The sequence below is a fragment of the Schwartzia succinivorans DSM 10502 genome (genome assembly GCF_900129225.1).
Lineage (GTDB): Bacteria > Bacillota > Negativicutes > Selenomonadales > Selenomonadaceae > Schwartzia > Schwartzia succinivorans.
Genome location: NZ_FQUG01000002.1, coordinates 119,017 through 143,953 on the forward strand (window position 1 = coordinate 119,017; position 24,937 = coordinate 143,953).

General features: G+C 49.2%; 23 protein-coding genes. 18 read left to right on the forward strand and 5 right to left on the reverse strand.

The window, feature by feature from the left end; translation table 11 throughout:
* Positions 1-17 precede the first annotated feature (17 nt).
* The 10 genes from BUA83_RS00500 (at position 18) to BUA83_RS00545 (ending at position 9,542) form a co-directional block, all read left to right on the forward strand.
* Positions 18-929 (forward strand): lysophospholipid acyltransferase family protein, encoded by a 912-nt coding sequence (locus tag BUA83_RS00500; protein WP_072934234.1) that lies wholly within the window; start codon positions 18-20, stop codon positions 927-929.
* Positions 930-931: 2 nt separating this feature from the next.
* Entirely contained in the window at positions 932-1,477 is a 546-nt protein-coding gene (gene lptC / locus BUA83_RS00505; RefSeq protein ID WP_094756377.1) for an LPS export ABC transporter periplasmic protein LptC, read from the forward strand.
* Positions 1,478-1,482: 5 nt separating this feature from the next.
* Positions 1,483-2,184 carry an LptA/OstA family protein gene (locus BUA83_RS00510; protein WP_094756378.1) on the forward strand — a complete coding sequence of 234 codons (702 nt, stop codon included), beginning with the start codon at positions 1,483-1,485 and terminating at the stop codon, positions 2,182-2,184.
* A gap of 30 nt (positions 2,185-2,214) precedes the next feature.
* Positions 2,215-2,934, forward strand: a complete 720-nt coding sequence (gene lptB, locus BUA83_RS00515) for an LPS export ABC transporter ATP-binding protein (RefSeq protein WP_072934236.1) — start codon at positions 2,215-2,217, stop codon at positions 2,932-2,934.
* A 14-nt stretch (positions 2,935-2,948) separates the two neighbouring features.
* Positions 2,949-4,046 carry an LptF/LptG family permease gene (locus BUA83_RS00520; protein ID WP_072934237.1) on the forward strand — a complete coding sequence of 366 codons (1,098 nt, stop codon included), beginning with the start codon at positions 2,949-2,951 and terminating at the stop codon, positions 4,044-4,046.
* 37 nt (positions 4,047-4,083) lie between these two features.
* Positions 4,084-5,268, forward strand: a complete 1,185-nt coding sequence (locus tag BUA83_RS00525; protein ID WP_072934238.1) for a DUF3084 domain-containing protein — start codon at positions 4,084-4,086, stop codon at positions 5,266-5,268.
* Positions 5,269-5,286: 18 nt separating this feature from the next.
* Positions 5,287-5,682, forward strand: a complete 396-nt coding sequence (locus BUA83_RS00530; RefSeq protein WP_072934239.1) for a RuvC family protein — start codon at positions 5,287-5,289, stop codon at positions 5,680-5,682.
* 42 nt (positions 5,683-5,724) lie between these two features.
* Positions 5,725-6,186, forward strand: a complete 462-nt coding sequence (locus tag BUA83_RS00535) for a deoxycytidylate deaminase (RefSeq protein ID WP_072934240.1) — start codon at positions 5,725-5,727, stop codon at positions 6,184-6,186.
* A gap of 72 nt (positions 6,187-6,258) precedes the next feature.
* Positions 6,259-7,992, forward strand: coding sequence for an ABC transporter ATP-binding protein/permease (locus BUA83_RS00540; protein ID WP_072934241.1), 1,734 nt, complete (start codon positions 6,259-6,261; stop codon positions 7,990-7,992).
* A gap of 242 nt (positions 7,993-8,234) precedes the next feature.
* Positions 8,235-9,542 (forward strand): S-layer homology domain-containing protein, encoded by a 1,308-nt coding sequence (locus tag BUA83_RS00545; RefSeq protein ID WP_072934242.1) that lies wholly within the window; start codon positions 8,235-8,237, stop codon positions 9,540-9,542.
* A gap of 114 nt (positions 9,543-9,656) precedes the next feature.
* On the opposite strand, the gene BUA83_RS00550 is transcribed toward BUA83_RS00545, so the two are convergent.
* From BUA83_RS00550 to BUA83_RS00570, 5 genes are all read right to left on the reverse strand, one after another.
* Positions 9,657-10,004, reverse strand: a complete 348-nt coding sequence (locus BUA83_RS00550) for a YezD family protein (protein ID WP_072934243.1) — start codon at positions 10,002-10,004, stop codon at positions 9,657-9,659.
* A gap of 169 nt (positions 10,005-10,173) precedes the next feature.
* Positions 10,174-11,292 carry an ABC transporter permease gene (locus tag BUA83_RS00555; RefSeq protein WP_072934244.1) on the reverse strand — a complete coding sequence of 373 codons (1,119 nt, stop codon included), beginning with the start codon at positions 11,290-11,292 and terminating at the stop codon, positions 10,174-10,176.
* Entirely contained in the window at positions 11,289-12,404 is a 1,116-nt protein-coding gene (locus BUA83_RS00560) for an ABC transporter permease (RefSeq protein WP_072934245.1), read from the reverse strand. Before BUA83_RS00560 ends, BUA83_RS00555 begins: the two co-directional genes overlap by 4 nt.
* Positions 12,401-14,179 (reverse strand): ATP-binding cassette domain-containing protein, encoded by a 1,779-nt coding sequence (locus BUA83_RS00565; protein ID WP_072934246.1) that lies wholly within the window; start codon positions 14,177-14,179, stop codon positions 12,401-12,403. Before BUA83_RS00565 ends, BUA83_RS00560 begins: the two co-directional genes overlap by 4 nt.
* Complete coding sequence (locus BUA83_RS00570) at positions 14,179-15,207, reverse strand: HlyD family secretion protein (protein ID WP_234988179.1); 1,029 nt, start codon at positions 15,205-15,207, stop codon at positions 14,179-14,181. The genes BUA83_RS00565 and BUA83_RS00570 overlap by 1 nt, the downstream gene beginning before the upstream one ends.
* Positions 15,208-15,516: 309 nt before the next feature.
* Here BUA83_RS00570 and BUA83_RS00575 point away from each other — a divergent pair, with 309 nt between their 5' ends.
* The 8 genes from BUA83_RS00575 (at position 15,517) to BUA83_RS00610 (ending at position 24,918) form a co-directional block, all read left to right on the forward strand.
* The gene (locus BUA83_RS00575) at positions 15,517-16,530 is read left to right on the forward strand and encodes an MtaA/CmuA family methyltransferase (RefSeq protein WP_072934247.1); all 1,014 of its coding nucleotides are present in this window, start codon (positions 15,517-15,519) and stop codon (positions 16,528-16,530) included.
* Between the two features lie 25 nt (positions 16,531-16,555).
* Entirely contained in the window at positions 16,556-17,203 is a 648-nt protein-coding gene (locus BUA83_RS00580) for a cobalamin B12-binding domain-containing protein (protein ID WP_072934248.1), read from the forward strand.
* A gap of 55 nt (positions 17,204-17,258) precedes the next feature.
* Positions 17,259-18,671 (forward strand): monomethylamine:corrinoid methyltransferase, encoded by a 1,413-nt coding sequence (locus BUA83_RS00585; protein ID WP_072934249.1) that lies wholly within the window; start codon positions 17,259-17,261, stop codon positions 18,669-18,671.
* Positions 18,672-18,874: 203 nt separating this feature from the next.
* Entirely contained in the window at positions 18,875-19,810 is a 936-nt protein-coding gene (locus BUA83_RS00590) for a hypothetical protein (RefSeq protein ID WP_072934250.1), read from the forward strand.
* Between the two features lie 31 nt (positions 19,811-19,841).
* Entirely contained in the window at positions 19,842-20,804 is a 963-nt protein-coding gene (locus BUA83_RS00595; RefSeq protein ID WP_072934251.1) for a class I SAM-dependent methyltransferase, read from the forward strand.
* 202 nt (positions 20,805-21,006) lie between these two features.
* Complete coding sequence (locus BUA83_RS00600; RefSeq protein WP_072934668.1) at positions 21,007-22,941, forward strand: ASKHA domain-containing protein; 1,935 nt, start codon at positions 21,007-21,009, stop codon at positions 22,939-22,941.
* Positions 22,941-23,846: a uroporphyrinogen decarboxylase family protein gene (locus BUA83_RS00605; protein ID WP_072934252.1), complete on the forward strand. Its 906-nt coding sequence runs from the start codon at positions 22,941-22,943 to the stop codon at positions 23,844-23,846. Before BUA83_RS00600 ends, BUA83_RS00605 begins: the two co-directional genes overlap by 1 nt.
* A 199-nt stretch (positions 23,847-24,045) precedes the next feature.
* Positions 24,046-24,918, forward strand: a complete 873-nt coding sequence (locus tag BUA83_RS00610; RefSeq protein ID WP_072934253.1) for a uroporphyrinogen decarboxylase family protein — start codon at positions 24,046-24,048, stop codon at positions 24,916-24,918.
* Positions 24,919-24,937: the final 19 nt, after the last annotated feature.

The following is a 24,937-nucleotide window of genomic DNA, read 5'->3' on the forward strand; positions in this document are numbered from 1 at the left end:
CTTTTGGAGGAACAAGTATGATTTATCGCTGCCTTATGCTGCTCAGCAGAATCGTCTGCTGTCTGCCGCATTCGGCCCTGCTGGTTCTGGGCCGGGGAGCGGGTGTCCTGTATTACAAATTCATAAAGAAGCAGCGTGAACGCGCCGTGCAGCAGATGATGGAATGCCTTGACATGCCGGAGGATGAGGCCCGTAAAACCGTGAGGGAATCCTTCATAAATCTCGCTACCAATGTTTTTGAGATTCTTTACATGCCGCATCTCAATAAAAAGAATTTTCATAAATATATTGAGATTGATCATCTTGAACGCATGAAGGATGCTCTTGCTGAAGGGCATGGTGTTGTAGTTCTTACAGGCCACGTTGGAACCTGGGAATGGCTGTCTGCGGCATTTACTCTTTCGGATCTTCCGGTTACTGCAATCGCAAAGCCACAGCCGAATGAGCAGTATACACGTGTGCTGAATGACCTTCGGGCTACTATAAATGTTGAGATTTTCAGCCGGGGTACAAGCGAGCTCCTTGCGGCAGCACGGGCACTTCGTCATGGCAAAATTCTGGGATTCCTGGCAGACCAGGATGCGGGCCCCGGGGGAGCCTTTATTGATTTCCTCGGAAAAACCGCGTCAACGCCAATGGGACCTGCGGTGTTCTCACGCAAGTTCAATGCCCCTGTGCTTCCTGCGTTTATACTCAGAAAGCCTGATGGAACCCATAAGGTTGTTATCGGAGAGGCAATGCGGTATGAGGATCACGGAGATACAGACAAGGACCTCTACGATTTCACTGTGCGCATGACACGCATACTTGAAGGGATTATAAAGGAAAATCCGACTCAGTGGCTTTGGTTCCAGAAGAGGTGGAATACGCCTCCGGAGCAAAAGCATGTTAAACACCATACTGTCAAGGCAGAGGAGGAGCAGCCGTAATCATGGAAAAGAAAATGAAAATGGTGATGCTTCTTGCAGCGGCTGCCTTTATAGGCGGAATCGCATGGGTAGTATTCTCCGTACCTAAGGAAGAAAATGTGAAGGAAGCCGGAGACCCCGGTCCAAGACTTATGGAATATTCCTCCAACACTATTCGTGAAGAAAAGGATGGAAAGGTCATATGGGAGATTTATGCTGAGCAGTCACAGATGAATGTGGATACTCAGGATACGGTTTTCCAGAACGTAAAAGGAAAATATTATCAGGGAGATAAGCTTATCACCATTACAGCGCCCCACGGCGTCTATAACAGCAAGACGCGCAATGTGCGGCTGGACGGCGGAGCAAAGGCCGTAACAAGTGATAACGAGACGCTGGACTGCGCATCCCTTGAATGGGTGGCAGATGAAGGACGGCTTTTGGCAATAGGAAAAGCGAAGCTTGTGCGCGGTGGGGTAACAATCACGGCGGACAGGATTGAAGCCGCAGACGAATTTAATTCCTTCAAGGCGCAGGGTAATGCGCATATCGTGAAAGGAAAGGAATGAGCACGATGAAATCAATTCATAAGAAAAGTATTGCAGCTGCAGCAGCTGTGCTGCTTGGTATTTCTAGCTTTGCAATCGTCGGAGCGGAGCCTTCAAACGGAGCATCCGAACTGAACGGAGATGTGGTAGAATATAATGCGAAGACGGGCCTCATGACGGCAGATGGACATGTTGTTCTTAAGCATAATGACGGTGTTGCAAGAGGCAGCCATGCAGAATACAATACGAAAACACAGGACGGTCTTTTGACCGGCGGAGTAGTCGCCAATCAGGGGGATACGCACCTTACATGTGATTCCGTGCGTTTCTTCGGAGGAACTCAGGTCGTGGCTGAAGGAAATGTTCATGGCTCAAAGGGAGATAAAGCCTATGAGGGACCGCGTGCGGAATACTCCACTGACAATGAGTATCTGAGACTTCCCGCAGGAGGTACAATCACCACGGCGGACGGCTCTTTTACAGCAGATTACATGGAGGGCTGGATGAAGGAAAATCATGCCCGCGGTGTAGGTAATGCCTATGTTACCAGCCCGAAGAGAAACTTTGAGGGCGGCGGAGATGAGGCCGAGTATTTCGGAGAAGAAAGCGGAAAAGTGGTTTTGACAGGTAACGCATGGGCAATTCAGGACAATAACAGGCTTAAGAGCCAGCGTCTTACGGTTTATCTCGATGAAAAGGGACAGGCACAGACAGAGGCGGCACAGTAAGAGTCCTAAGGAACAAAGGAGTTTTACGGTTTGTATATCGAAGCAAGAGACTTAGTAAAAACATATAAGAATCGGAACGCCGTTGACCATGTGTCAATCAAGATGAAGACAGGTGAGATAGTCGGCCTTCTTGGACCTAACGGTGCCGGTAAGACGACGACCTTTTACATGATTATCGGCATTGAGCGTCCGACCTCCGGAGAGGTTTTTCTGGACGACAAGCCAATCGGAAATTTACCGATGCATGTGCGCGCGCAGATGGGAGTAAGCTATCTGGCACAGGAGGCATCAATATTCCGTAAGCTGACCGTCGAGGAAAATCTCATGGCTATTTTGGAGATGACGGGAGCCGGTAAAAAGGAATGTCGGCAGAAAATGTCGGATCTTCTGGAGGAATTTCACGTAGCACATGTCCGGGAGCGCAAAGGAACGGAGCTTTCCGGAGGCGAGCGCCGCCGTGTTGAAATCGCGCGCTGTCTCGCGCTTGAGCCTAAATTCATCCTGCTGGATGAGCCGTTTGCCGGGGTTGATCCGATTGCCGTTGCGGATATTCAGGGAATTATTGAATATCTGAGAAAGCGTGGTATTGGAATCCTTATTACGGACCATAACGTCAGGGAGACGCTGCGTATCGTTGACAGGGCGTATATATTAAACAACGGGGAAATCCTTTTGGAAGGCGACCGTCACAAGATTGCAAACGATGAGCTTGCAAAGAAATTTTATCTGGGTGACAATTTCACCCTGTAGGAGTATAGGAAATAATGCATATTCGGCTTTTAGACCGCTATATTTTCCGTGAGGTGTTCTTCACCTTTCTGTTTGGTATTGCGGCGTTTACAACAGTATTTGTGGGATCCGGAACACTGTTTCGAATCGCACAGTATATGACAGAATATGGGGCTTCGCTTAGCTCCTGCATAAAAATTTTTGTTCTCAGCCTTCCGGGGGCTGTAATCTGGACATTCCCTATGTCCATGCTGCTCGGGACGCTCCTGGCATTCGGAAGATTGTCAAGCTCCAGCGAGATTACGGCTATGAAGTCATGCGGCGTCAGCTTTTGGAGAATTGCGGCACCGGGACTTCTTCTTGGTCTGGTTGTGAGTTTTTTTGCTGTGTGGTTCAATGAATATATTGTGCCCTGGTCCAACGAGGCGTACACAAGAGTTCTGAACTACGAAATCAAGGGTAATACGGCACCGCAGTCACAGGACCATATTATTCTTAAGGACATCAAGAGCGGTGTTATTAACCGTCTCATATACGCGCGCCGTTATGACGCGTCCACCGAGCAGATGCAGAATATTACAATGCAGCTTTTCGAAAATGGAAAGGTGAGCCATGTAGAAAATGCTGAGTATGCAGAGTGGAAGAATGGAACATGGACGATGCATCAGGGCGTAATATACGATATTCCGAAGGAAGAGGGCGCTGCCCAGCACCTGATGCACTTTGATACGCAGCTGCTTCCAATCAATGACAGCCCGCGTCAGATTGTCCGTTCACAGAAGAGACCTGAGGAAATGACAATCCGTGAGCTTCGTGAGACAATTAAGCTTCTAAAGGGGCAGTTTGTAAATTCCAGAAAGATGGAGGCTGAATTCCATCAGCGCTTTACTGTACCGTTTGCCAGCTTTATCTTTGCGCTGGTGGGTATTCCGCTTGGCCTTCAGCCAAACCGCGCAAGCTCTTCACGTGGCTTTGCTCTCAGTATAGTGATTATTTTCATATACTACTCGCTTATGACTATGGGAGGCGCTTTTGCACAGGGGGGGACGCTTCCTGCCATGTTTGCGGTCTGGATTCCGAATATCGTCGGTCTCATAGCGGGTGTATATCTTATGTGGAAGGCATCAAGGTAAGAAAAGTAAGCTAAGTACAGTGAATGGGGGGAAAACAATGTACGGAGTTGTGCTCATTGTGGTTCTTGTTATAACCGGCGGTGTGATTGCTTTTATCGGCGATCGCGTCGGAACAAAGGTGGGCAAGAAAAAGCTGTCTCTTTTCGGACTGCGCCCGCGGCATACCTCTGTCATTGTTACCATTATCACAGGTATTTGTATTACGACTATGACCTTCGGCGTAATGGCGGCTGTCTCAAAGGACGTGCGCACGGCACTTTTCGGTATGGAAAAACTGAACAGGGCAATGCAGGAGACACAGGAACGTCTGAATACGGCAGGCGTGAAGCTTTCTGCAGCTGAGGAGCAGCAGAAGAAGGCTGAGGAGAAGCTGAAGGATTCACGGGAAGAAATAGAAAAGCTGCAGTCAAAGCAGGAGAAGCTTGCAGCAAGAGCATCCGAACTTGAGGCAGGCAATGCCGCACTTGAAGCTGAAAAGGGTGCGCTGCTTTCAAAGAATGACGCGCTTTCTTCAGAAAATACAGCGCTTGAAGCCGACAACAAATCACTGGAGCAGCGTTCTGAGCTTCTACGGCAGGGCCTGCAGACGATGCGCGAAGGAGATATTGTTTTCCGTGCAGGAGAGGTTGTTGCCAGCGGAGTTATTGAGGGCGGCCGGTCGAAGGAAGAGATCCGTGAGGATATGGAATCTCTTATAGTCCTGGCGAACCGGAATACGACCCAGCGGCTTGGCGTGAATGATGAAAACAGCAGCATTTGGATTTATCAGCCTGAATACGATAAAGCAGTAGAAACGATTTCGTCAGGTAAAAATGATATGGTTGTCCGTATAGTTGCAGCTGGAAATCTTATTGCCGGAGAGCCTGTCCGTACAAACCTTCAGTTGTTCAAAAATTCGATTATCTACAGGAAAAATGAATTTATTATAGCTCGGCCGTTCCGTATCACTGCAGGGGATAGTTCAGAGGCTGAGAATACGGTCATGAGTTTCCTGAAGGATGTGAACCTCGCGGCAACAGACCGTGGTATTCTGCCGGACCCTATACGCGGCTCCGTCGGTGTTATGGAGGGCTCACAGTTCTTTGATGTTGTGCAGGCGCTTGTGCCGATATCCGGTGATATTATTTTGAGCGCGTATGCCCGTGATGATACGGATGCTCTCGGCCCACTGCGGCTTAATATAAAGCTGGAGTCCGGCTTTACTTCTGATTCTTCAAACTAAGTACAAAGGAGCCCTGAAATGATAATAGCCGTTGATCCCGGAAGAGAAAAATGCGGGATAGCTGTTCTGAGAGAAAACGGAGAGGTTAAGGAGCATTCCGTCATTGCCACCGTCTGGCTTACGGAGGAACTGAAGGAGCGTGTTGAGCGTTATAAACCCTCGCTTCTGGTCATAGGCAACGGAACCTCAAGCAAAAGCGCACAGGCGGCTATACGGGAGGAGTTTCCGGAGCTTTCTGTCCATGAGGCGGACGAGTACCGTACAACGGATGATGCGAAGCGGGCCTATTGGGAGGAAAATCCTCCTACAGGCTGGAGACGATTTTTCCCGACAAGCATGCAGGTTCCGCCGGTTCCGATAGATGATTATGCAGCCATTATTTTGGGACAGCGTTATTTAATCAATCGAAGATGAGTCCCACGACGCCTGGGGGATTTTTAAAGGAGTGAAAAATACATGCCGGAAAAAAAGGAGCGTCCTGAGTGGACAGAGTATTTTCTCGACATAGCGGCGGCGGTGGGACGCCGTTCTACGTGTCTGAGAAGACAGTACGGTGCGATTATAGTAAAGGATAGAATTATCATCAGTACAGGTTACAATGGCGCACCGCGCGGCGAAGCAAACTGCATTGATACCGGTATCTGTGAGCGTGAGCGCCTGCATGTTCCTAAAGGGCAGAACTATGAGCTTTGTGTAGCTGTTCATGCTGAACAAAATGCTATAATTAATGCGGACCCTGTAAAAATGCAGGGAGCTACTATATATATCGTGGGCTTTAATTCTGACGGAACGCTGGCATCGGGTAAACCGTGTCTTTTGTGCCGGCGCATGCTCCGCAACGCGATGATAAAGGAAGCTGTCTATAAGGAGACAGATGGCAGTGTGGTCTGTATAGCTCCTAAGGATATTAAGGACTGATGAAAAGACTGTGCCGAAAATTTACGGCATGGTCTTTTCTGTTGCAAAAAAGCAGAAAAGAAAGGTGAATTTATGAAAAAGGCGCATTTCCTGCGTGGCTTCTGGAATCTTTTCCATGGCTATTGGCATTCAGAAGAAAAATGGAAGGCCTGCGGACTTCTTGGCGTTGTTATTTCCTTGAATTTTGCTATGGTCTATCTCGTAGTACTTATAAATGAATGGTACAAGGATTTTTACGACGCGCTTCAGGCTTATAACTACGAACTTTTTTGGCCGCTTCTCGGACAATTTACAGCGCTTGCGCTGCTTCATATTGTGATTGCAGTCTACGCAATCTATCTCCAGCAGCTTTTGCAGATACGATGGAGAACATGGATGACGAAGCGGTATGTCAGTGCATGGCTCAACGGACAGTCCTATTACAGGCTGCAGGTAGTGGGGAGCGACATGGACAACCCTGACCAGCGTATTCAGGATGACATCAACCAGTTTGTTAGTTTGACCCTCGGCCTTCTGGTGAACATTTTGAAGCAGCTCACCACATTGGCTGCATTTGCGGTTGTATTGTGGAATCTTTCGGGTGTTATTGAGGTCCCTGTAGGGAGCTGGAATTTTCAGATTTATGGATATATGCTTTGGTTTTCGCTTCTGTATTCGGGACTCGGAACATGGTTTGCCCATCTTGTGGGGCGTAAGCTCATCCGACTGAACTATGACCAGCAGCGGTATGAGGCTGATTTCCGTTTTTCCATGACACGTGTGCGTGAAAACAGTGAAAGCATTGCTTTTTATCGAGGCGAGGATGCTGAACGTGTGGGCTTTAGGGAGCGTTTCGGAAATGTCATAAATAATTTCCGTGCGCTAATGAGGCAGACTAAGTTTTTGAATTTCTATTCAAATTTTTATGCACAGCTTGCCATAATCGCGCCTCTTGTGCTGGCAGCACCCAGATATTTCGGAGGGGCTATGCAGCTGGGTGGTCTTATGCAGACGGTCAGCGCCTTCGGCCGCGTACAGGATGCGCTTTCATATTTTGTAACAGTTTATGACACAATCGCTCAGCTTATTGCTGTTATATACCGACTCAACGGCTTTACTGAACATCTTGATGAGGTAGAAGCGCTAAAGCCTGCGGTTTCACGAATTGACGGAGACAGAGAAGAGCTTGTGCTTGCGGAGGTTGCTGTTGCGCTTCCTGACGGAAGGCAGCTCGTGACACCCTGCTCACTGGCTTTCCCACGGGGAAGTCGACTTCTTGTTACAGGTGCTTCAGGCTGCGGAAAAAGCACGCTTCTTCGCACACTTGCAGGAATATGGCCCTTCGGGAAAGGTGCAATGTACGTCAAAAATGATGATAAGGTATTGTTCCTGCCGCAGCGTCCGTATCTTCCGCTCGGTACACTGCGGCGTGCGTTGTGTTATCCTATGCCGGATGACGGAAGTATAACTGACGACAGCCTTAAGGATGTTCTTAAGCGTGTGGATTTGGCTCATTTTGTTGATAAGCTTGATACGGTTGATGACTGGAGCCGGATTCTTTCTCTCGGTGAGCAGCAGAGAATTGCTTTCGCCCGTATTCTCATCACGCGGCCTGACTGGGTATTCCTTGACGAGGCGACCAGTGCCCTTGATGAACCGAGAGAGCAGAGGCTGTATGAGCTTTTGCGGGAGGAGCTTCCCAATACAGGTATTTTAAGTGTTGGACACAGGGGCACGCTTTTCAGTCAGCATGAGCAGGAGCTTCATCTTGAGGAAGGTGTTTGGAGCTTACGCAGCATTAAAAAGGAGCCGCAGCCTGCGGTGTGAAACATATTAATCCATGTATAGAGGTATACTTTAATGTATACCTCTATACGTATTTTTGAGAAATATTTTCAAAAACTTGCATTTCCTTTCGGTTTGTACTATAATAACACTTGGATTTCTTTTTCTGTCGGACGGACGGCGTCATGTGAGGAAACATGGAAACTCGTAAAGGGGCCTCCTGAAGCGGAGAAATGAATTCCACGCCAAATTCATTTCTATATATTTTTAGGAGGTTTTTCGTAATGAAAAAATCACTCGTATCTGCACTGACGACTGCACTCGTAGTCGGCGCTGCATCCACAACTTTTGCAGCAGCTAATCCGTTCGAGGATGTTGCTGCAGACCATTGGGCTTATGATGCTGTTGCTCAGCTCGCTGCTGACGGCGTCATCGAAGGCTATGGCGACGGCACATACCGTGGCGACCAGGAAATCACTCGTTATGAGATGGCTCAGATGGTTGCACGCGCTATGGCAAAGAGCGGCGTTTCCGCAGCTGACAAAGCTATGATCGACAAGCTGGCTGCTGAGTTCGCTGATGAACTCAATGCTCTTGGCGTTCGCGTTGCTGCTCTCGAGAAGAAGGTCGACAACGTTAAATGGAACGGCACGGTTCGTTATCGTTATATAAATTCCCGTAAAGAGAACGACCCGGATCATACGAACACGAACCAGGTTATCCTCCGTCTTGAGCCGTCCATGACAATCAACAACCACTGGACAGGTCATGCACGTATCGACTACGGCACAGATGATGAAAAGAATAACATGGATACGGGTAAGAACAATACAACTGTTCAGGTTGAGCGTGTATGGGTTGAAGGCCAGTATGGCAACACAACTATCAACCTTGGTAAGCTTCCAATGTACTCCATGGTTGATGACGGTATGATTTTCGATGACAATATCGCAGGCGGCCAGGTAGTCTTCGGCAAAAACCTGAAGGTTGCTCTCTCAGTTGGTCGTGCTCGTTATGATGATTTTGGTTATGTTCGTGGAGCGGACGATGAAATCGATTCCATTACAGCAAGCTACCAGAGCATTGAGGTATACAACGACCGCGATGCTAAATTCACATACGGTGTTGGCTTCCATCACTTCGCTAACAAGGAGATTGCAGTTGGCGACAAGGGCGAAAACCATGACCTTAACATCTGGACTCTTGGTCTCGGCTACAAGTTCACGGACAATGTTGCATTGAAGGGTGCTTATGCTTGGAACACGGCTGCTTCCAACACACAGAAAGACGATGAGTTAACGTATAAAAATGCAAAACGTGCTTGGACTGTTGAGCTCGACTACAAGGGCGCAGATCCGTCCAAGAAGGGCTCCTTCGGTATCTTCGCTGCATATCGTAAGCTCGGCATGGCTTCTGTATGGCTCCCAACATACGATGCAATTCAGCGCAACCAAAAGGGCTGGGAGTTCGGCGTTGACTATGTCTTTGACAAGAATATCCAGGGTACTGTCAAGTACTTCACAGGCAAGGAAATGGATGAGAACAACACGAAGGCTCACAGACTCTTCACAGAGCTGAACTTCTTCTTCTGATAACTGAATCGAAAATAATAAAGGACCGCGCTTCGGCGCGGTCTTTTTGTGTACAGAAAAACAGACATTAAAAGGGGGCGGGGATTTTTCACGCTCCCTTTTAATGTCTGTTTTCTAGATGCCTTCACCGTCCATTCCGGTGAAACGGCTTCTTATAGTGCGGTCCATCTGTTTTACCTTTCCATCCTTTATGACGATTACAAGCTGCCCGTAATCGAGATTTTTAAATGAGGCTCTTATCTTCTCCTCAAGGAAGGAAAGCTCTTTTTCCTCAAAGGCTTTTCTCTGACATGAGGGAGCATTCTGCTGAATGCGGATTTTTTCGTTCCGTTCTATCTGTATGAGCCGTGAATCCTGCGCCACAAGTATCAGCTCACCGAAACAGATTTCCGAGAGAGCCTGACGAATGTATTTCATAGCCTGAGGATTTATGCTTTCCAAGGCTTTCTTTTCTGCTGCCATATATACCCACCTTTCATAGCTGTGAACTATGATTTATAAAAGAATACCATACCGTATCCCGTATGTCAACGAAAGTGTGAATTTTTGGAGATTTCGACTCATGGTTGTTTGGTCTGACGAAGATGTGAAATAAAAAAGCCCTCTCAGGGGAGGGCTTTGTAATACATTATCAGGTTGTCTTATTCCTGAACAGCCAGCCTGCGAATGGCAGGGTTATGGCTGCAACGCAGAGCATGGGGATGAAGTCGTGGTAAATGTTTTTAAGACCTGCCCCCTCAAGATATATGCGGCGAAGAGCATCAGTGGCAAAGCGGAGCGGATCTGCGTAGGTGAAAATCTGCAGTGCCTCAGGCATGTTATGGATGGGAGTCGCAATTCCGGAAAGAAGTGACAGAGGAAGCAGAAGTACAAAGACGTAAACGAGAACCTGCTGCATGCTGTTTGATATTGCGGAGATGGTAAGCCCGATGCCTGTGGAACTCAGCACGAAAATAAATAGTGTGAGATAAAGCAGGAGAACAGAGCCCGAAAACGGAATTTCGAACCAGAACAGCGCCAGCAGAAAAAGAACAGTGCTCTGAAACATTCCTATGAGCATAGGCGGAAGTGCCTTGCCAACGAGTATTTCAAGCTGTGAAAAGGGCGCGACAAGGAGCTGGTCAAAGGTTCCCTGTTCTTTTTCTTTTGCTATTGAAAGCCCTGCAAGCATGATGACCTGTGTGAAGCTTATCATGCCAATGAGTCCAGGAAGGAACGCCCATCTTGTTGTCTGGTTTGGATTGAACCAGGTGCGGGTTATAAGCTCAATTGGCGGAGTGCCGATGTTTTCTGCGTTCCAGGCTGCAGTTATTCGCCCAATGTAGGAGGCAACAAGTCCTGCTGTCATGGTATTGCATCCATCGGTGATGAGCTGGACAGGGGCCTGCTCGTTATGGGCAAGCTTTGATTCGAAATCCGACGGTATAACGATTACAACCATGACGTCTTCGCTGTCCATGGCTCCCGCAATCTCATTGGTAGAATACAGCGTTTTTACGCGGGAGAAGGCTGTTGTTCCGTCAATGTGTGCTATCAGGGAGGTGCTTTCCTTTGTATGGCTCATGTCAAGAACCGCAAAGGGAACCTGATCAAGGTTGTAAGTAGCGCCATATCCGAAAAGAAGTCCTTGGAGCAAAACGGGAGCAAGGAGCAGCTGACGGGCGGTTTTATCCTTGAAGGTTGCAAGAAGCTCCTTTTCGCAGATAAAACGCAGGTGTATGAAAAATGCACGAAGGGACTCGAAATTCATTCCTCTACCCTCTTTCTTGTTATGTGAAAGGCAAGGCCTAAGAATAAGACGGCATAAACTACCAATATCAGAGAATTTTTTATGATAAGAGGAAAATTGTTGCCTGAAAGGAACAGGGATTTCAGCAGTATTAAGTAATATGTTGTCGGGAAAAGCTGTCCTACTGCCTGAATAACTATAGGCTGTGAATGCATGTCGAAAAGAAATCCCGAAATCATTACAGATGGCATGAATGTAACAAGCAGTGCCAGCTGGCAGGCGTTAAACTGATTTTTTGTAAGTGCTGAAATAACCAGACCGATTCCGAGAGCAACAATAAGGAAGAGCATGGAAACGGCAAGAATTAAAATGATTGAGCCTCGCAGCGGTACTCCGTAAAGATAATGGCCTGCAACAAGACACAGAAGCATTCCTGCCATGGCAACGCAGAAATAAGGAATCATTTTTGCGAGAATCAGCTCTGCTGCTTGCACGGGTGTTACAAAAAGGGATTCAAAGGTGCCGCGTTCCCATTCACGCGCCATGACAACGGCAGTCAGGAATACGCCTACAATTGTCATTATGAGCATTATGAGGCCCGGGACGAAAAACCAGGAGCTTGTATTAGCATCATTGAACCACATGCGGGTTACTATGACAGCACCGTGAGTACTTCCCTGTCTTGCTTCAAGCCACGATGCAAGGCCCGTTTCGAGATAGCCCTGTACAGTCATGGAGGTGGTAGTCTCGACTCCGTATAGAATCGCCTGTATTTTTGCTTCGCCGTGCTCAAGCTTTTCAGTAAAGTCCGGCGGTATGCGGAGAATAACATCTGCCTTGCGCTGTTCCATGAGTATTTCTGCTTCCTTCATGGAGGTGACGTAGCGCGGGTTGAAATAATCTGAACCTGTGAGGAAGCTCACACTGTCCTGGGCTGTTGGAGAGGGGTCCTCCAGCACTACGGCGGTGGGGACATTTTTTACATCCAGTGATATGCCGTAGCCGATGAGGAGTATAAGCACAAGGGGCAGAGCTATGCCGAGAAGAAGGCTGCTGTTGTCCCTGATGAGCTGCAGAAATTCTTTGTAAACGAGCGCCCGCAGACGGCGGGAAAAGCCTGAGAAATCGTTCACTTGTGCTCCTCCTTTCTGCCGTTTTCAACTATTGTGATGAACACCTCATTCATGGGCGCATGCTTCAGCCCAAGCTCATCACGAATCCCTTCAGGGCTTCCGATGGCAAAAAGTCTTCCCTGATCCTGTATCATGATTCGGTCGCAGTATTCGGCCTCCTCCATGAAGTGGGTTGTGATTATGATGGTTGTTCCGTGGGCGGAGAGATCAGTAATCTGCCGCCAGAACTGACGCCGTGCGAGGGGGTCTATTCCGCTTGTAGGTTCGTCAAGAAACAGAATTTTCGGCTTGTGCATGAGGGCAGCTGCCATGGAAAGACGCTGTTTGTAGCCGCCCGGAAGAGATTCCGCGGCATCGTTCTCCCTGCCGTGCAGGGAAAATTCATCAATGACCTCATTGATGCGTTTTTTCAGTGTCTCTCCGCTGAGGCCGTAGGCACCGCCGAAAAAGCGCAGGTTTTCAAGCACGCTCAGATTTCCGTAAAGAGAAAATTTCTGCGCCACGTAGCCTAATTTTTCACGGGCCTTTGTACGGGAAACGGAAAGGTCAACCCCTGCGACATTGAGATAGCCGCTGGTTGCAGGGAGAAGTCCGCAGAGCATGCGGAAGGTCGTGGTTTTGCCTGCGCCGTTAGGACCTAATAGGCCGAATATTTCTCCCTGATGAACGGAAAATGAGGTATTTGCAACGGCGGTAAAATCACCAAATTTGCGAACGAGATTCTTGACCTCTATATCGACAGGAAGTCCTGCGTCAGAGGTAATGCGTTTCTGTTCCTTGAGGATTTTATCGTCGCGGCTTTGGACGGCAGGAGCGGAGAGGTCGGGATTTTCCTTAAGGTCCTTGTGCATTAGCAGCATAAAGCCGTCTTCAAGACGCTCGGGAACAGCCTCTGCAGTAAGTGAAAAATTATCAAGGACGGGACTTTGCTCCGCCCCGCGCGTGATGAAATGAACGCGTCCTCCATCGGGAACAGCATCGATTATATGCTCCGAGTCATCCAGCAGAAGGCTTTGCAGAACACGGGTGGGAACAGTTTCGGGAGGCTCAACGGAAAAGCAGAGATTCTTCGCCAGAGCGCGTATATCGGCAGGTGTGCCCTCCATCAAAACGCGCCCCCTGTTCATGACAAAAACATCGGCGCACATTTCTGCTTCGTCCATGTAGGAGGTGTTAACAAAAATGGAAATAGGGTCGCTTGCCACAAGACTTTTGAGAATTTCCCAAAGCTCACGCCGCGAAAGCGGATCTACTCCGACAGTTGGCTCGTCCAAAAGCAGCAGAGACGGGGAGCGAACCAGCGTACAGGCAAGCCCGAGCTTCTGCTTCATGCCGCCTGAGAGCTTTCCGGCAAGCCGTTTTGTAAAAGGAGAAAGCCCTGTCATGTTCAAAAGCCGCTCAAAGCGTTCCGGACGTATATCCTGAGGGATACCGTGGAGGTCGGCATAGAGATTCATGTTTTCCTCTACGGAGAGATCTTCATAAAGACCGAATTTCTGTGGCATGTAGCTGAGTTCGTTCTGCACTGCCTGTGGCTCTTCGGCAACATTTTTGCCGAGAACAGTAAGGCGCCCCTCAGTCGGAAGCATAAGCCCTGCCATAAGGCGCATGAGCGTCGTTTTTCCAGAGCCGTCAGGGCCTATAAGAGCAGAGAGCACCCCTTTCTTTACTTCAATGTTAAGGGGCGCAAGTGCTGTGACGGAGGTTCCGTCCTTTTGCGGAAAGACCTTCGTAAGATTTTCAGTTTTTACAATGTAATCAGTTTGTGCGTTCATCAGAGATCCACCCGGACTGTTGCAGGCATACCAAGGCGCAGAATGTTTTCGGGATCATCGAGGTAAACGCGTACCTCATAGAGAAGAGAGGTACGAAGCTCATCGGTCTGAACCGTTTTCGGAGTAAATTCCGCCGTGGAGGAAATATATCCGATCTGCCCCTTGATGGATTTATCCTTAAAGCTGTCAATCGTTACTGACGCGCTTTGTCCTTCATGGATACGTCCGAGATCGCTTTCCTTTACATAGACACGCACCCATTTTTTATCGAGGATGGAAAGCTTATAGATGGCTGAGGACGGGGAAACCATATCGCCGGGTTCGTGCATGCGTGAGCGTATTACGCCGTCAGCCGGGGCCTTGAGCACCGCTTCTGAAAGCAGAAATTCGATATGTGCCTGCTGCTGCTTCAGCGCATCAAGCTGTGCTTCACCGGCAGCAATATCCTCGGCGCGCGGTCCTGTCAGTGCTTCCTCATAGGCACGGCGTGCAGCTTCAGTCTGGGCCTGGGCAGCGTTTGCCGCTGAAATGGCGCTGTCAAGCTCCTGCTCACTGATGCCCTGTACGTCATCATAAACCTTCTGTTTGCGGGCGAGTACGCTCTGAGCCAGCTCAGAGGAGGCCTCTGCCTGACGGACTCTTTCGGCTGCCTGCTCCAGCTCTTCATAGCGTGTTCCGTTATGGAGCTTGGCAACCTCGCTCTCCTGTGCCTTTACCTGTGCTTTTACCTGTGCCAGCTGTATGGAAAGACTACGTGTTTCGAGGCGTCCGAGAACCTGTTCCTTTTTTACATTGTCGCCTTCCTCCGCAAGAAGCTCTTCAATGCGGTCATTGGAGCGAAAAGCAAGAGTCACCTCGCGCACGTCAACATTTCCTGATAATACAAGATGCTTCGACGCCTCGCGCTGGGCGGCGCTTTCGTGCATATACCAGATGATTCCTCCGACCAAAACAATTCCGGCAAAAATTAACAACCAGGTCTTTTTATTCTGCATATCCATCGCCTCGATTTCTGAATATTCATTCATGCTTTCAGTATACCATAAACTGATTGATTTTTGAGTCTGTTTGGGAAAAAATATTGAGCTCTGTAAGCAGGAATAACACGGACGAATAAGTTTTTGTGAAGACACTATGGATTTGTTCAAAAAATTTTCAAAAAGGTATTGACACAGTTACACATGTGCAGTATAGTATTCCAAAAGATATATAACATAGCAATTAGCTATGAAATGGCTGACTGGAAAACCGGAGGCTTCAACAGAACCGTAAGAGCGGACTGTTGAAGCCTCCTTTCTTTTTCAAAAGCAATCCAAAGTATCTTGGGAGATGATGGAATGAATGGAAAAGAACGGCTGCTGGCAGCATTACGCGGCGGGGCGACGGACCGAATGCCTGTGCTCTCCGTTTGTCAGTACGCTACCTATGAGTTGATGGAAAAAACTGGAGCCTGTTGGCCTGAGGCTCATTATGACGGTGAGAAAATGGCGGCGCTTGCGGCAGGCGGAGCAACAGTGCTTCATCTTGACGCGGTGCGCGTGCCATACTGTCAGACGGTTGAGGCGGAAATATACGGCTCAAAGATTAAGGATGGAGGAAAGAAGCAGATTCCCAGTATTGAAAAGCCTGCCCTGAGTGTGGACGATGTTCCGGTCATCCCGGAGAATTTCACGGAAAAGGGAAGGATTCCTGCGGTACTCGATGCCATTCGTCGGTTGAAGCAGGATGTTGGCGGTGAAACTGCTGTAATGGGAAGTATTGTAGGCCCGTTCAGTGTGGCGGCGAATATCATCGGTGTTTCGGCACTTCTGAAGGCAAGCCTCAGAAAGCCGGAAAAGCTTGCTCCTTTTTTCGAGGCGGCAGAGAAAACCGCTGAGCAGTATGCGGAGGCAGTCATCAATGCAGGTGCTGACGCAATCGTCATTGAAGACATGATGGCGTCACTGGATATGATTAGCCCGAAGGCGTACAGGGAGCTTGCGGCACCCTACGAAAAACAGCTGATTTCCTTCATTAACAAAAGGGTTCCTGTTATCATCCATATCTGCGGCAAGCTGGATCAGGTAATTCTTGATGTGGCTGCGACAGGGGCGGACGCGATAAGCGTTGAGTCCGCTGTGGATGTCAGGGAAGCCAAAAGGAAGTTTAAGGAAAATGGTATTTCGACGCCGGTATTCGGTGCGGTTCATCCCATAAGCGCTCTCTTGGAGGGCACGGAGGAGGATGTCGCCCAGGGCGTGAAAAAATCCATCGCCGACGGCGTTGACGCAGTCTCCCCGGACTGCGCGGTTGCGCCGGATACGCCGATTAAAAATATCATAGCAATGGTTAAAACAGTTGAAGGACTGTAAAGAGAAAAGAAAGAAGGAATAAATCATGGCAGAAAATATTTTGGAAAAACTCAAGCAGACAATTCTTGACTTCGATGAGGACGCGGCACTTGATGCGGCAAATGAAGCACTGGCAGCAGGCGTTGACCCGGTAGAGGCTGTAGGCGCTCTTGCTGACGGACTCAACGAGCTGGGTGATAAATTTGAGCGTATGGAGGTATTCCTCCCGGAAATCATGCTGGCCTCGGATGCCTTCAAAAATGCGCTGAGTGTTCTGGAGCCTGAGATAAAGAAAAGAAACACTGAAGGGCAGAAGGCTATCCCGGTAGTTATCGGCACCGTGCAGGGTGACGTACATCAGGTGGGCAAGGACATGGTAGCTACATTCCTGACGACTGCAGGCTTTGATGTGCATGACTTGGGTGTTGATGTCGCCCCGTCCCGTTTTCTTGAGGAAGCAAAGAAGCTTGACGCGAAAATCATTGCGGCTGCATCTCTTATGTCAACCACACGCCCCGTACAGAAGGACCTTATTGATTTCCTTGAGGCAAAGGGCGTTCGCGACAATTTCATCGTTCTTGTTGGCGGCGGTGTCGTAACGCAGGAGTGGGCCGACCAGATTAAGGCAGACGGCTACGGGCAGGATGCGATCGCAACTGTTGAGATTGCAAAGAAGCTGCTTCACGTAGCATAAGAATACAAGCTTTTATATGAAATAAATTGAATGGATATAGTTGGAGGGAATTGTTATGAGTCATGGATCCAAAGGAAAATTTATCGAATACTGGGGCCGCGGTGAAACAGGCCCGATTACATTTCAGAAGGAATTTGATACTAAGGTTTACTGGCCTCGCCTGAAGGAGCTCACGAAGAAATACGGCATTGAGTACGCGCCCGGAAAGGTTGTCCCGACTGACGATGATGAGCTTGATGCTATTTGGAATGCAGGCAAGGAACTGCTCTTGGATGTCGGTATTCTGAACGTATCGACAGAACGCCGTATAACCTTCAGCGAGGAAGAGGTTGATGCAGCACTTGAGAACCTGCCGACTCAGGTAACTCTGGGTGAGGGACAGGATGCTATTACCATTCCGCACCGCGGCTTTGAGGATTATGACAGCGGAAAAACCCCTGTTGGCACAATGGGACGTATTCTCGGGCCTATTTCCGATGATTTGTATGAAAAGGTTGCGCTGTCATACGCTCAGGAGCCTCTTATTGATTATGTTCACTTCCAGGGTGTCAAGACGGAAATCAACGGTATTCCTGTAAAACCTGGCTCTCCGTTTGAAATGATGGCTGAACAGCAGCACGTCGCCATCGTAAATGATGTAAAACGCCGCGTCGGACGTCCTGGGCTTCCCGACGGCGGTTCAACTCCGGTTAATCTTCAGGCTGAAATGGCTGCGGCAAATCCGTACTGGGGCGTTAAAAAGGGTGACGTGCGCCATGTCTACATCATGCCGCAGCTTAAAACAGACTACGATCAGATGAGCCGCGCGTACTTCTGGCACTCTTACGGCGCAAACATCTGGGGTATTCTGCAGTCCTACATCGGCGGCGCCGCAGGCGGCCCTGCGACCTCCGCGGTAAACGGCGTTGCTGACCTTCTTGCATACGTAATGCTGTATGAACCTACGATTCTCGGCACATGGCCGACAGATGCCCTTTACTTCAGCAACTCCAGCAAATACGCTCTTTATGTGGCGGACTATGGCGGCGCGGCCTTCAGCAAGCATACTCATTTCCCGTCCCTCGTCGGTGCTTCCTGGCAGCAGACTGCAGGCATCAACAGTGAGGAATACTTCTGGGAGACCGCAGCCGGCGCAATCGGCAGCGCAACTCTCGGCTTTCTTGTCGCAGGCGGCACAGGCCATCAGAGCGCAGGCCTCGACCACGCATGCGGACTTGGCGCGCGCTTTGCTGCAGAGGTCGGCAGGGCAGTCGGCAAGGCCCGCCTTACCCGCGTACAGGCAAACGAGCTTGTCAATAAGATTCTGCCGAAATATCAGCCGCTCATCGACAACCGCACGCTGCATACAGTCGGCGGAGACTTCCGCACGGCATACGACCTTACGACAGTTCAGCCGAAGCCTGAGTTCCTTGCAAAATACAACAAGGTCAAGGCAGAGCTTCGTGAGCTCGGTCTGCCAATCGTTTAAAGAGCTTCCCATTAAGCTTCCTTTCAAGGGGGCTTTCCCATAACTCTTCGGAGACTCTGTCTCCGGGCCGTTCACAATTTTTGTGGACGGTCTTTTTTTGTAAAAATAAAGTTTCACCAATGCTGCTCTAATGTAGTAAAATGATAGTAGGTTATTAGAAATTGCATTACATAATTGCTTAAACGGAGAGGGGTAAGCTGAAAATGAAAATCAGAAAAGCAATCTTTACGGCTGCAATAGCTGCTTCACTTACTGCTTCACTTACTGCTGTATCGCCGTCGTTTATTCCTGCGCCTGTATTCGGCGCGGCGGTGTGCGAGGCGATGGTTCCGTATCAGAACGACGGGATGACGCTGCTTGTACCGGGTTATTATGACAGTCTGCTCCGTACGAAGGTGCTTAAGGATGACAAGGACGGCAGACTCTTCTCAATCACCGAGGCGAAATCGGTGACGGCGGCATGGCTGCAGAATGAGCGAAGAAATGGCCCAGGCTGGATCTGTACAATCCGCCGCGTCAGTGAAAAAAAGCTTCATAAAATGCTCTGCAGTGATATGTCGGGAGCGGAGGTCTTTGCAAAGGATGCAAAGGGGAACCATTATATCCTTGAGCATCCGACGGATGTACGCCTGTTCCGCAAAAATAACGAGGATATGCGCCGTGACGGTGAAATATGGAGCAGTCTGAACAAGTGGGCAGGAACGGAGCTTCCGGGCGAGTTTATACAGGCCAACAAGGGACTTGTACGTGAAGCCTATGACAACAGCAGCGTGGCTATGTATCTAGCCCGCACCGCCTATGGGCCAAGAGTAAACTACACAATCGGCATGTCAAGGCAGGGGGCATTTTTTTCGGATGAGGTAAAAGCTGATAAATACGTGGAGCAGCTCATAAGGAACGCAAGGTATGAAATGATTGATTCGAAGGATGTGCCTGCCGGAGAATGTGTGACGCTCAGCTTCCCTGATGAAAAAATACGGTTTGACTTCTTTTTGCAGGATGGCAGGGAAAACTATGTCCGCGAGGTTCACGTGGACGGTTTTGTAATTCTTTACAGGGCAGCCTTTGATGACGGGGTAACAAAGGCAGGCACTGTTATGAAGCAATGGTACAGGGAGCTTTCCAACCACAGAATTTAAGATTGCTTTCAATCAATAGGAGAGATTATTTATGTCTCATGAAACAAAAAGATATTTTATCGGCAGGCTGTTGATTTTTGCGCTGCTTCTGTGCGCAGTCTGCGGAAACGTTTATGCGGAAGATTCCATGCGGCCGGTTTCCTATACGGCGTACACTTCTCTTTATTGGCTGAGGGAGGCAGGCGTTCCGGAGGCGGCAGAATTTTCCAATGCTATCGGAGATAATAAGGTGAGTCTGGCGAAGAATGCGATTCCCAATTATGATGAGCTGGCTCCTGTAAATAAGCTCTACATTGAAATGCGCTATGCGGCGCTTAATGAATATATCACAGGGAATAACTATCAAAACAATTTTGACATAGCCTGCGGTTTTGCCCCGCGCAGCATAGCTATGGCACGCCAGGGACGGAATTTTGTGGGCACGGATTTTAAGCAGTCAATAACAGAAGTGAGCAGTATTGTGTCTGAGTGTGTACCTGTAAAACAGCAGAAGCGTATTTCCTATATCGTTGCTGATGCAACGGACGGGGCAGGCATGATGCGTGCGGCTGATAAGCTTGACGGACGTATCTGCATAACTATGGACGGACTGATGATGTACCTCAGCAGACAGGAGCAGGCAGCTGTGCTGCAGAGCATTAGGGAAATTTTGAAAAAGCATGGCGGCGCGTACGTCACTTCCGATTTTTCGGCACGTGAATTTGTAAAGGCGTCTGCGATGGTGGTTTATGATGACACAGATGCCCAGCGTATTTACAGAAATTCTGCCGAGATGTACGAAAAAACTGCTTCAGCAGATTTTGACAAGGCATTTTTCAGCAATGCAGAGGAGGCTGTTCAGTTTATTGAAGCTCAGGGGCTTAAGGTAAAGAGAATTCCCCTTTTCCAAAGTCCTGTTTCGATATACAGTGCCAAAGCCTTTGACCTCGAGCAGTACCAAAAACTGAACGGCTTGAAAAATGAATTGTTCCTTTGGGAAATTACTATTGATTAATGAGGATATTTATACGAAGGAGATAAATTAGCAATGTTTTACGGTTTTGCTTGACATCATGCGGCTATTGCGGTATAGTAGTTAAAAATATAAAACATAGCATATAAGTATGAATAAACAAAACTGACTGGAAAACCAGAGGCTTTGGATGGAGCAGAGTGCTCTGTCCACAGCCTCTTTTTTGTTGAAGGGAGAATGGAAGATGGCAGAGGCGTACACGATAGTTTTTCAGCCCTCGGGACGGCGCGGGGAAGTGCCGGCAGGGAAGACTGTACTGGCAGCGGCGCAGGAGCTGGGCGTTGGTATAGAGGCGTCATGCGGCGGAAAGGGTGTCTGCGGAAAGTGCCGTATTATTGTAGAGGAAGGACGTTTTGAAAAGCTTGGGCTTGTTTCGGGCGCGTCCCATGTATCTGAACGCGGCGAGACAGAGGAGAAATTTTTTACAGAGGATGAACTCAGCCGAGGCTATCGTCTGGCATGTCTTACGCAGATTACAGGAGATCTGGTGGTGACAGTACCTGAGGAGAGCCGAAGCGTAAAACAGGTCATCCTTGAAAAGGGAAAGAAAAGGACTTTTACTATAAATCCTGCAGTGAAGCAGTATACGATAAAGCTTCCTGCACCAACTCTTGAGGATGCCCGCGACGACCGCCGCCGTCTTTTGGATGTTCTGGAGGAAAAGGAGGGGCTTTCTGGACTCACCGTGGATTATCCTGTGCTTCGCACGCTTCCCCGTACACTTCGCGAAAATGACTGGCTTGTCACTGTATCTGTATGGCAGGGCAAGGAGGTTATACGTGTGGAGTCGGGGGAGGCTCCGCATAGCCTTGGAATTGCCATTGATATAGGAACGACAACCCTGGCGGCATTTTTGTGCGACCTTGTGACAGGGGAGCTTTTGTCAAAGGCTTCACGGATGAATCCTGAAATCGGCTACGGCGAGGATGTGCTGGCGCGTATTTCCTATGCTATGGCAAACGAGGACGGCGGAGAAAAGCTACAGCGTGCAATGCAGGACGCGGTGAGTGAGCTTGCCGCGCAGATGACAGGTGAAATCGGCCGCACACCTTCAGAGGTTGATGAAATGGTGCTGGTGTACAACACTGCAATGCATCATTTCACACTTGGACTTGATTCCAGGTATGTGGGCCGTTCTCCCTTTGCACCTGCAGCCAGTGATGCCCTTGACATCAAGGCGCGTGACCTCGGAATACTTATAAATCCCTCCGCAAATATTCATTCCCTTCCCATCGAAGCAGGTTTTGTAGGCGCGGACAACGTGGCGGTGCTTTTGGCAGAGGAGCCGTATAACAGCGAGTCTGTAAAGCTTATCATTGATATAGGTACAAACGGAGAGATTGACCTTGGAAATAAGGAAAGACTTCTTTCCACCTCCTGCGCAACAGGCCCTGCTCTTGAGGGAGCGCAGATTGCCTTCGGAATGCGCGCCGCACCGGGTGCTATCGAGCGTATTGAAATAAACCCCGAAACCTATGAGCCGCGTTACAAGGTTATCGGAAAGGACGAGTGGTTCCCTGATATTTCCTTCACAGGGGCACAGGGCATCTGCGGCTCCGGAATAATTGATGTTGTGGCCGAGCTTTACCGTGCGGGAATAATCTCAAAGGCAGGCCGCATAAATACGAAGCTTGATACGCCGCGTGTAAGAAAGGATGACAAGGGGAAGGCCGAATATGTTCTGGCGTGGGCGCCTGAGACGGCAGTCCACAAGGATATTGTAATCACGCAGGGAGACATACGTGCGGTGCAGCTTGCAAAGGGGGCTATCTACGTCGGCGCGAAATATCTCATGGAAAAATATGGAATTGACCATGTAGATGAAGTCATTCTTGCAGGTGCCTTCGGAAGCTACATTAATAAAAAGAGTGCTATGGCTCTTGGTATGTTCCCCGACTGTGCTTTGGAAAAGGTTCAGGCGGTTGGAAATGCAGCCGGTGACGGTGCCCGTATCGCTCTGTTAAATGTAGAAAAAAGAAAAGAAGCGGCAAAGGTAGCGCGTGAGGTTGAGTTTATTGAGACGGCAGTTGAGCCTGATTTCCAGACACGTTTTATGGAAGCCCTTGCCATCCCTCACGCAAAGGACGAGTTCCCACATCTGAAGGAAGGGGACGCCTGATGGCAGAGGAAACAGAGAAGCTTCACATAGCCCGTGAGTGTGCCAGCGATCCCGACGCGCCGCCTCCAACATGTATTATATCCGAGGATATCTGTGAGGCGGCAGGAATCCGTTACGAGGATGCTTTTTTCGATGGTGAGGCAATGGCGAGGGCAGCGCTTGCTCTCAGCTGCCGTGACCACGATCCTCTTTGCCGGCTGCCGTTTTCGGTCTCCGTGGAGGCTGAGCAGTACGGAGCAAAGCTTACACTAAATGAAAAGACGAGAATCCCTGCTGTCAAAAATTTTCCTTATAAGCGTCTTCAGGATATGCCTGCGCTTCAGCCGCTGGATTTTACGAAGGGGCAGATTTCTGCGGTGCTTGAAGCCGTCAAATGGCTAAAGCATCATGGTGAGACTGTCCTTTTGGAGCTTGAAGGAGTGTTCAGCGTACTAAGCCTTCTTGTATCCTCACGGGAGGTATACAAGGCCGTCTATCGGAATCCTGAGGAAATAAAGCAAAGGGGCGCAGAGCTTGCAGGGAGAATCTCTGAATATGCGGGAGAGGCAGTGCGCTGCGGTGCGGGTATTCTTTCATACAGCGACGCAACGATTTCCTTTGAGCTTGTTTCTCCTGAGCTTTACCGGGATGTCTGCGGAGAGGTTACCGTGGATGCGGTACGACGTGTCAGAAGAGCAGCGCCGCATACGATGCTTCAGCTTTGCAGCGCGACTTCGGTTGGGCTTGAGAGAGCAGACCGTGCTGTCGCGGAAAAGGTTCCTGTAACTCCGGGGCTTCTGTATGGCGAGGCACTGAAGCTTGTGGGACTGAACCGAAAAGACTGCAGGCTTGTGGGGCACGGCTGCCAGGTTCGTTCGCCGCTGAGAATGCAGGAGCCGTACATTTACAAACTGACTCTCAGATAAGCAGTAAAAATCATGAAATGTTATGTTTTTCTCTTGACAAGATAAACTCAGTGGGGTAATATAATGTCTATAAAACATAGCAAGTATATATGAAAAGAAAACGGACTGACCGGAAACACCGGAGGTTCTGTGACAGGCTTATTTAGTCTGCCGCAGAGCCTCCTTTTGTTTTTTGGCGAATTGGAAAGGGGGCGGCAGTATGGATGATGAACTGAGCTTTGAATGTCTCGGGGAACCTGACAGACCTATCACCGAGGAGCTTTGCTCCAACGCGGGCGCACGGTATGCTGCGGTATTCGGACAGGCTGAGGACATGATAAAGGCAGCGCTTGAGGTAAAGCGGCTGAATCATGATGAATGGGTAAAGCTGCCGTTCTGCGTGACGATAGAGGCGGAAGGCTTCGGAGCTGAGGTCGAGCTCAGTCCTCTCTACGGAGTCCCGGCTGTGACTCATTTCAGATACGAGACTATTGATGAAATAGATACGCTTCCACAGCTTGATTTTACCAGCGGACGGGTGAAGGAGGTGCTGAGGGCGGCATCAATTCTTCACGGGCAGGGCGAAAAAATAATGCTGAACATCGAGGGGCCGTTCACGGTGCTCGGGCAGCTGGTTCCTTCCAAACAGATATACAAAGGTCTCTACAGAAAGAAGGAGAGGCTGAGGGAACTGAGTGAAATCATCGGAAATGAACTCGCGCGGTACGCAAGGGAAGCGGAGGCGCACGGAGTTGACCTTCTCTCCTACGCAGATCCGACGGTTGCCAGCGATCTGATTTCTCCGAAGATATATCAGGAGCTTTGTGGAGAGATATCCTACGAGGTACTGAAAAAAATCGAGGCGGCAACAGAGCACATTGTGATTCATTTGTGCAACAAAACCTCGGTGGGCTTTGAAAAAGCAGGCTTTTGTACCTCAGAAAAGATTTTGCTGCCGAGGGAGCTTAACTACGGGGAAGCCCTGCAAAAGGTCATGCAGGAGAATGATATCCGCTTCATCGGACACGGATGCATACAGCGTTCCTACTGTCCGTTATGCAACGGCGGCGTATATAAGCTGACACTGAAGTGAAAACAGATTACAGAGAGTA

Bases quoted from the DNA above. Each gene is read 5' to 3' on its own strand.
- BUA83_RS00595 (WP_072934251.1), top strand. From the start codon at position 19,842: ATGTCTCATGAAACAAAAAGATATTTTATCGGCAGGCTGTTGATTTTT.
- BUA83_RS00565 (WP_072934246.1), bottom strand. From the start codon at position 14,179: ATGAACGCACAAACTGATTACATTGTAAAAACTGAAAATCTTACGAAG.
- BUA83_RS00550 (WP_072934243.1), bottom strand. From the start codon at position 10,004: ATGGCAGCAGAAAAGAAAGCCTTGGAAAGCATAAATCCTCAGGCTATG.
- BUA83_RS00605 (WP_072934252.1), top strand. From the start codon at position 22,941: ATGGCAGAGGAAACAGAGAAGCTTCACATAGCCCGTGAGTGTGCCAGC.
- BUA83_RS00545 (WP_072934242.1), top strand. From the start codon at position 8,235: ATGAAAAAATCACTCGTATCTGCACTGACGACTGCACTCGTAGTCGGC.
- BUA83_RS00600 (WP_072934668.1), top strand. From the start codon at position 21,007: ATGGCAGAGGCGTACACGATAGTTTTTCAGCCCTCGGGACGGCGCGGG.
- BUA83_RS00610 (WP_072934253.1), top strand. From the start codon at position 24,046: ATGGATGATGAACTGAGCTTTGAATGTCTCGGGGAACCTGACAGACCT.
- BUA83_RS00575 (WP_072934247.1), top strand. From the start codon at position 15,517: ATGAATGGAAAAGAACGGCTGCTGGCAGCATTACGCGGCGGGGCGACG.
- BUA83_RS00570 (WP_234988179.1), bottom strand. From the start codon at position 15,207: ATGAATGAATATTCAGAAATCGAGGCGATGGATATGCAGAATAAAAAG.
- BUA83_RS00510 (WP_094756378.1), top strand. From the start codon at position 1,483: ATGAAATCAATTCATAAGAAAAGTATTGCAGCTGCAGCAGCTGTGCTG.
- BUA83_RS00580 (WP_072934248.1), top strand. From the start codon at position 16,556: ATGGCAGAAAATATTTTGGAAAAACTCAAGCAGACAATTCTTGACTTC.
- BUA83_RS00585 (WP_072934249.1), top strand. From the start codon at position 17,259: ATGAGTCATGGATCCAAAGGAAAATTTATCGAATACTGGGGCCGCGGT.
- BUA83_RS00535 (WP_072934240.1), top strand. From the start codon at position 5,725: ATGCCGGAAAAAAAGGAGCGTCCTGAGTGGACAGAGTATTTTCTCGAC.
- BUA83_RS00540 (WP_072934241.1), top strand. From the start codon at position 6,259: ATGAAAAAGGCGCATTTCCTGCGTGGCTTCTGGAATCTTTTCCATGGC.
- BUA83_RS00590 (WP_072934250.1), top strand. From the start codon at position 18,875: ATGAAAATCAGAAAAGCAATCTTTACGGCTGCAATAGCTGCTTCACTT.
- lptC (WP_094756377.1), top strand. From the start codon at position 932: ATGGAAAAGAAAATGAAAATGGTGATGCTTCTTGCAGCGGCTGCCTTT.
- BUA83_RS00520 (WP_072934237.1), top strand. From the start codon at position 2,949: ATGCATATTCGGCTTTTAGACCGCTATATTTTCCGTGAGGTGTTCTTC.
- BUA83_RS00555 (WP_072934244.1), bottom strand. From the start codon at position 11,292: ATGAATTTCGAGTCCCTTCGTGCATTTTTCATACACCTGCGTTTTATC.
- BUA83_RS00525 (WP_072934238.1), top strand. From the start codon at position 4,084: ATGTACGGAGTTGTGCTCATTGTGGTTCTTGTTATAACCGGCGGTGTG.
- BUA83_RS00500 (WP_072934234.1), top strand. From the start codon at position 18: ATGATTTATCGCTGCCTTATGCTGCTCAGCAGAATCGTCTGCTGTCTG.
- BUA83_RS00530 (WP_072934239.1), top strand. From the start codon at position 5,287: ATGATAATAGCCGTTGATCCCGGAAGAGAAAAATGCGGGATAGCTGTT.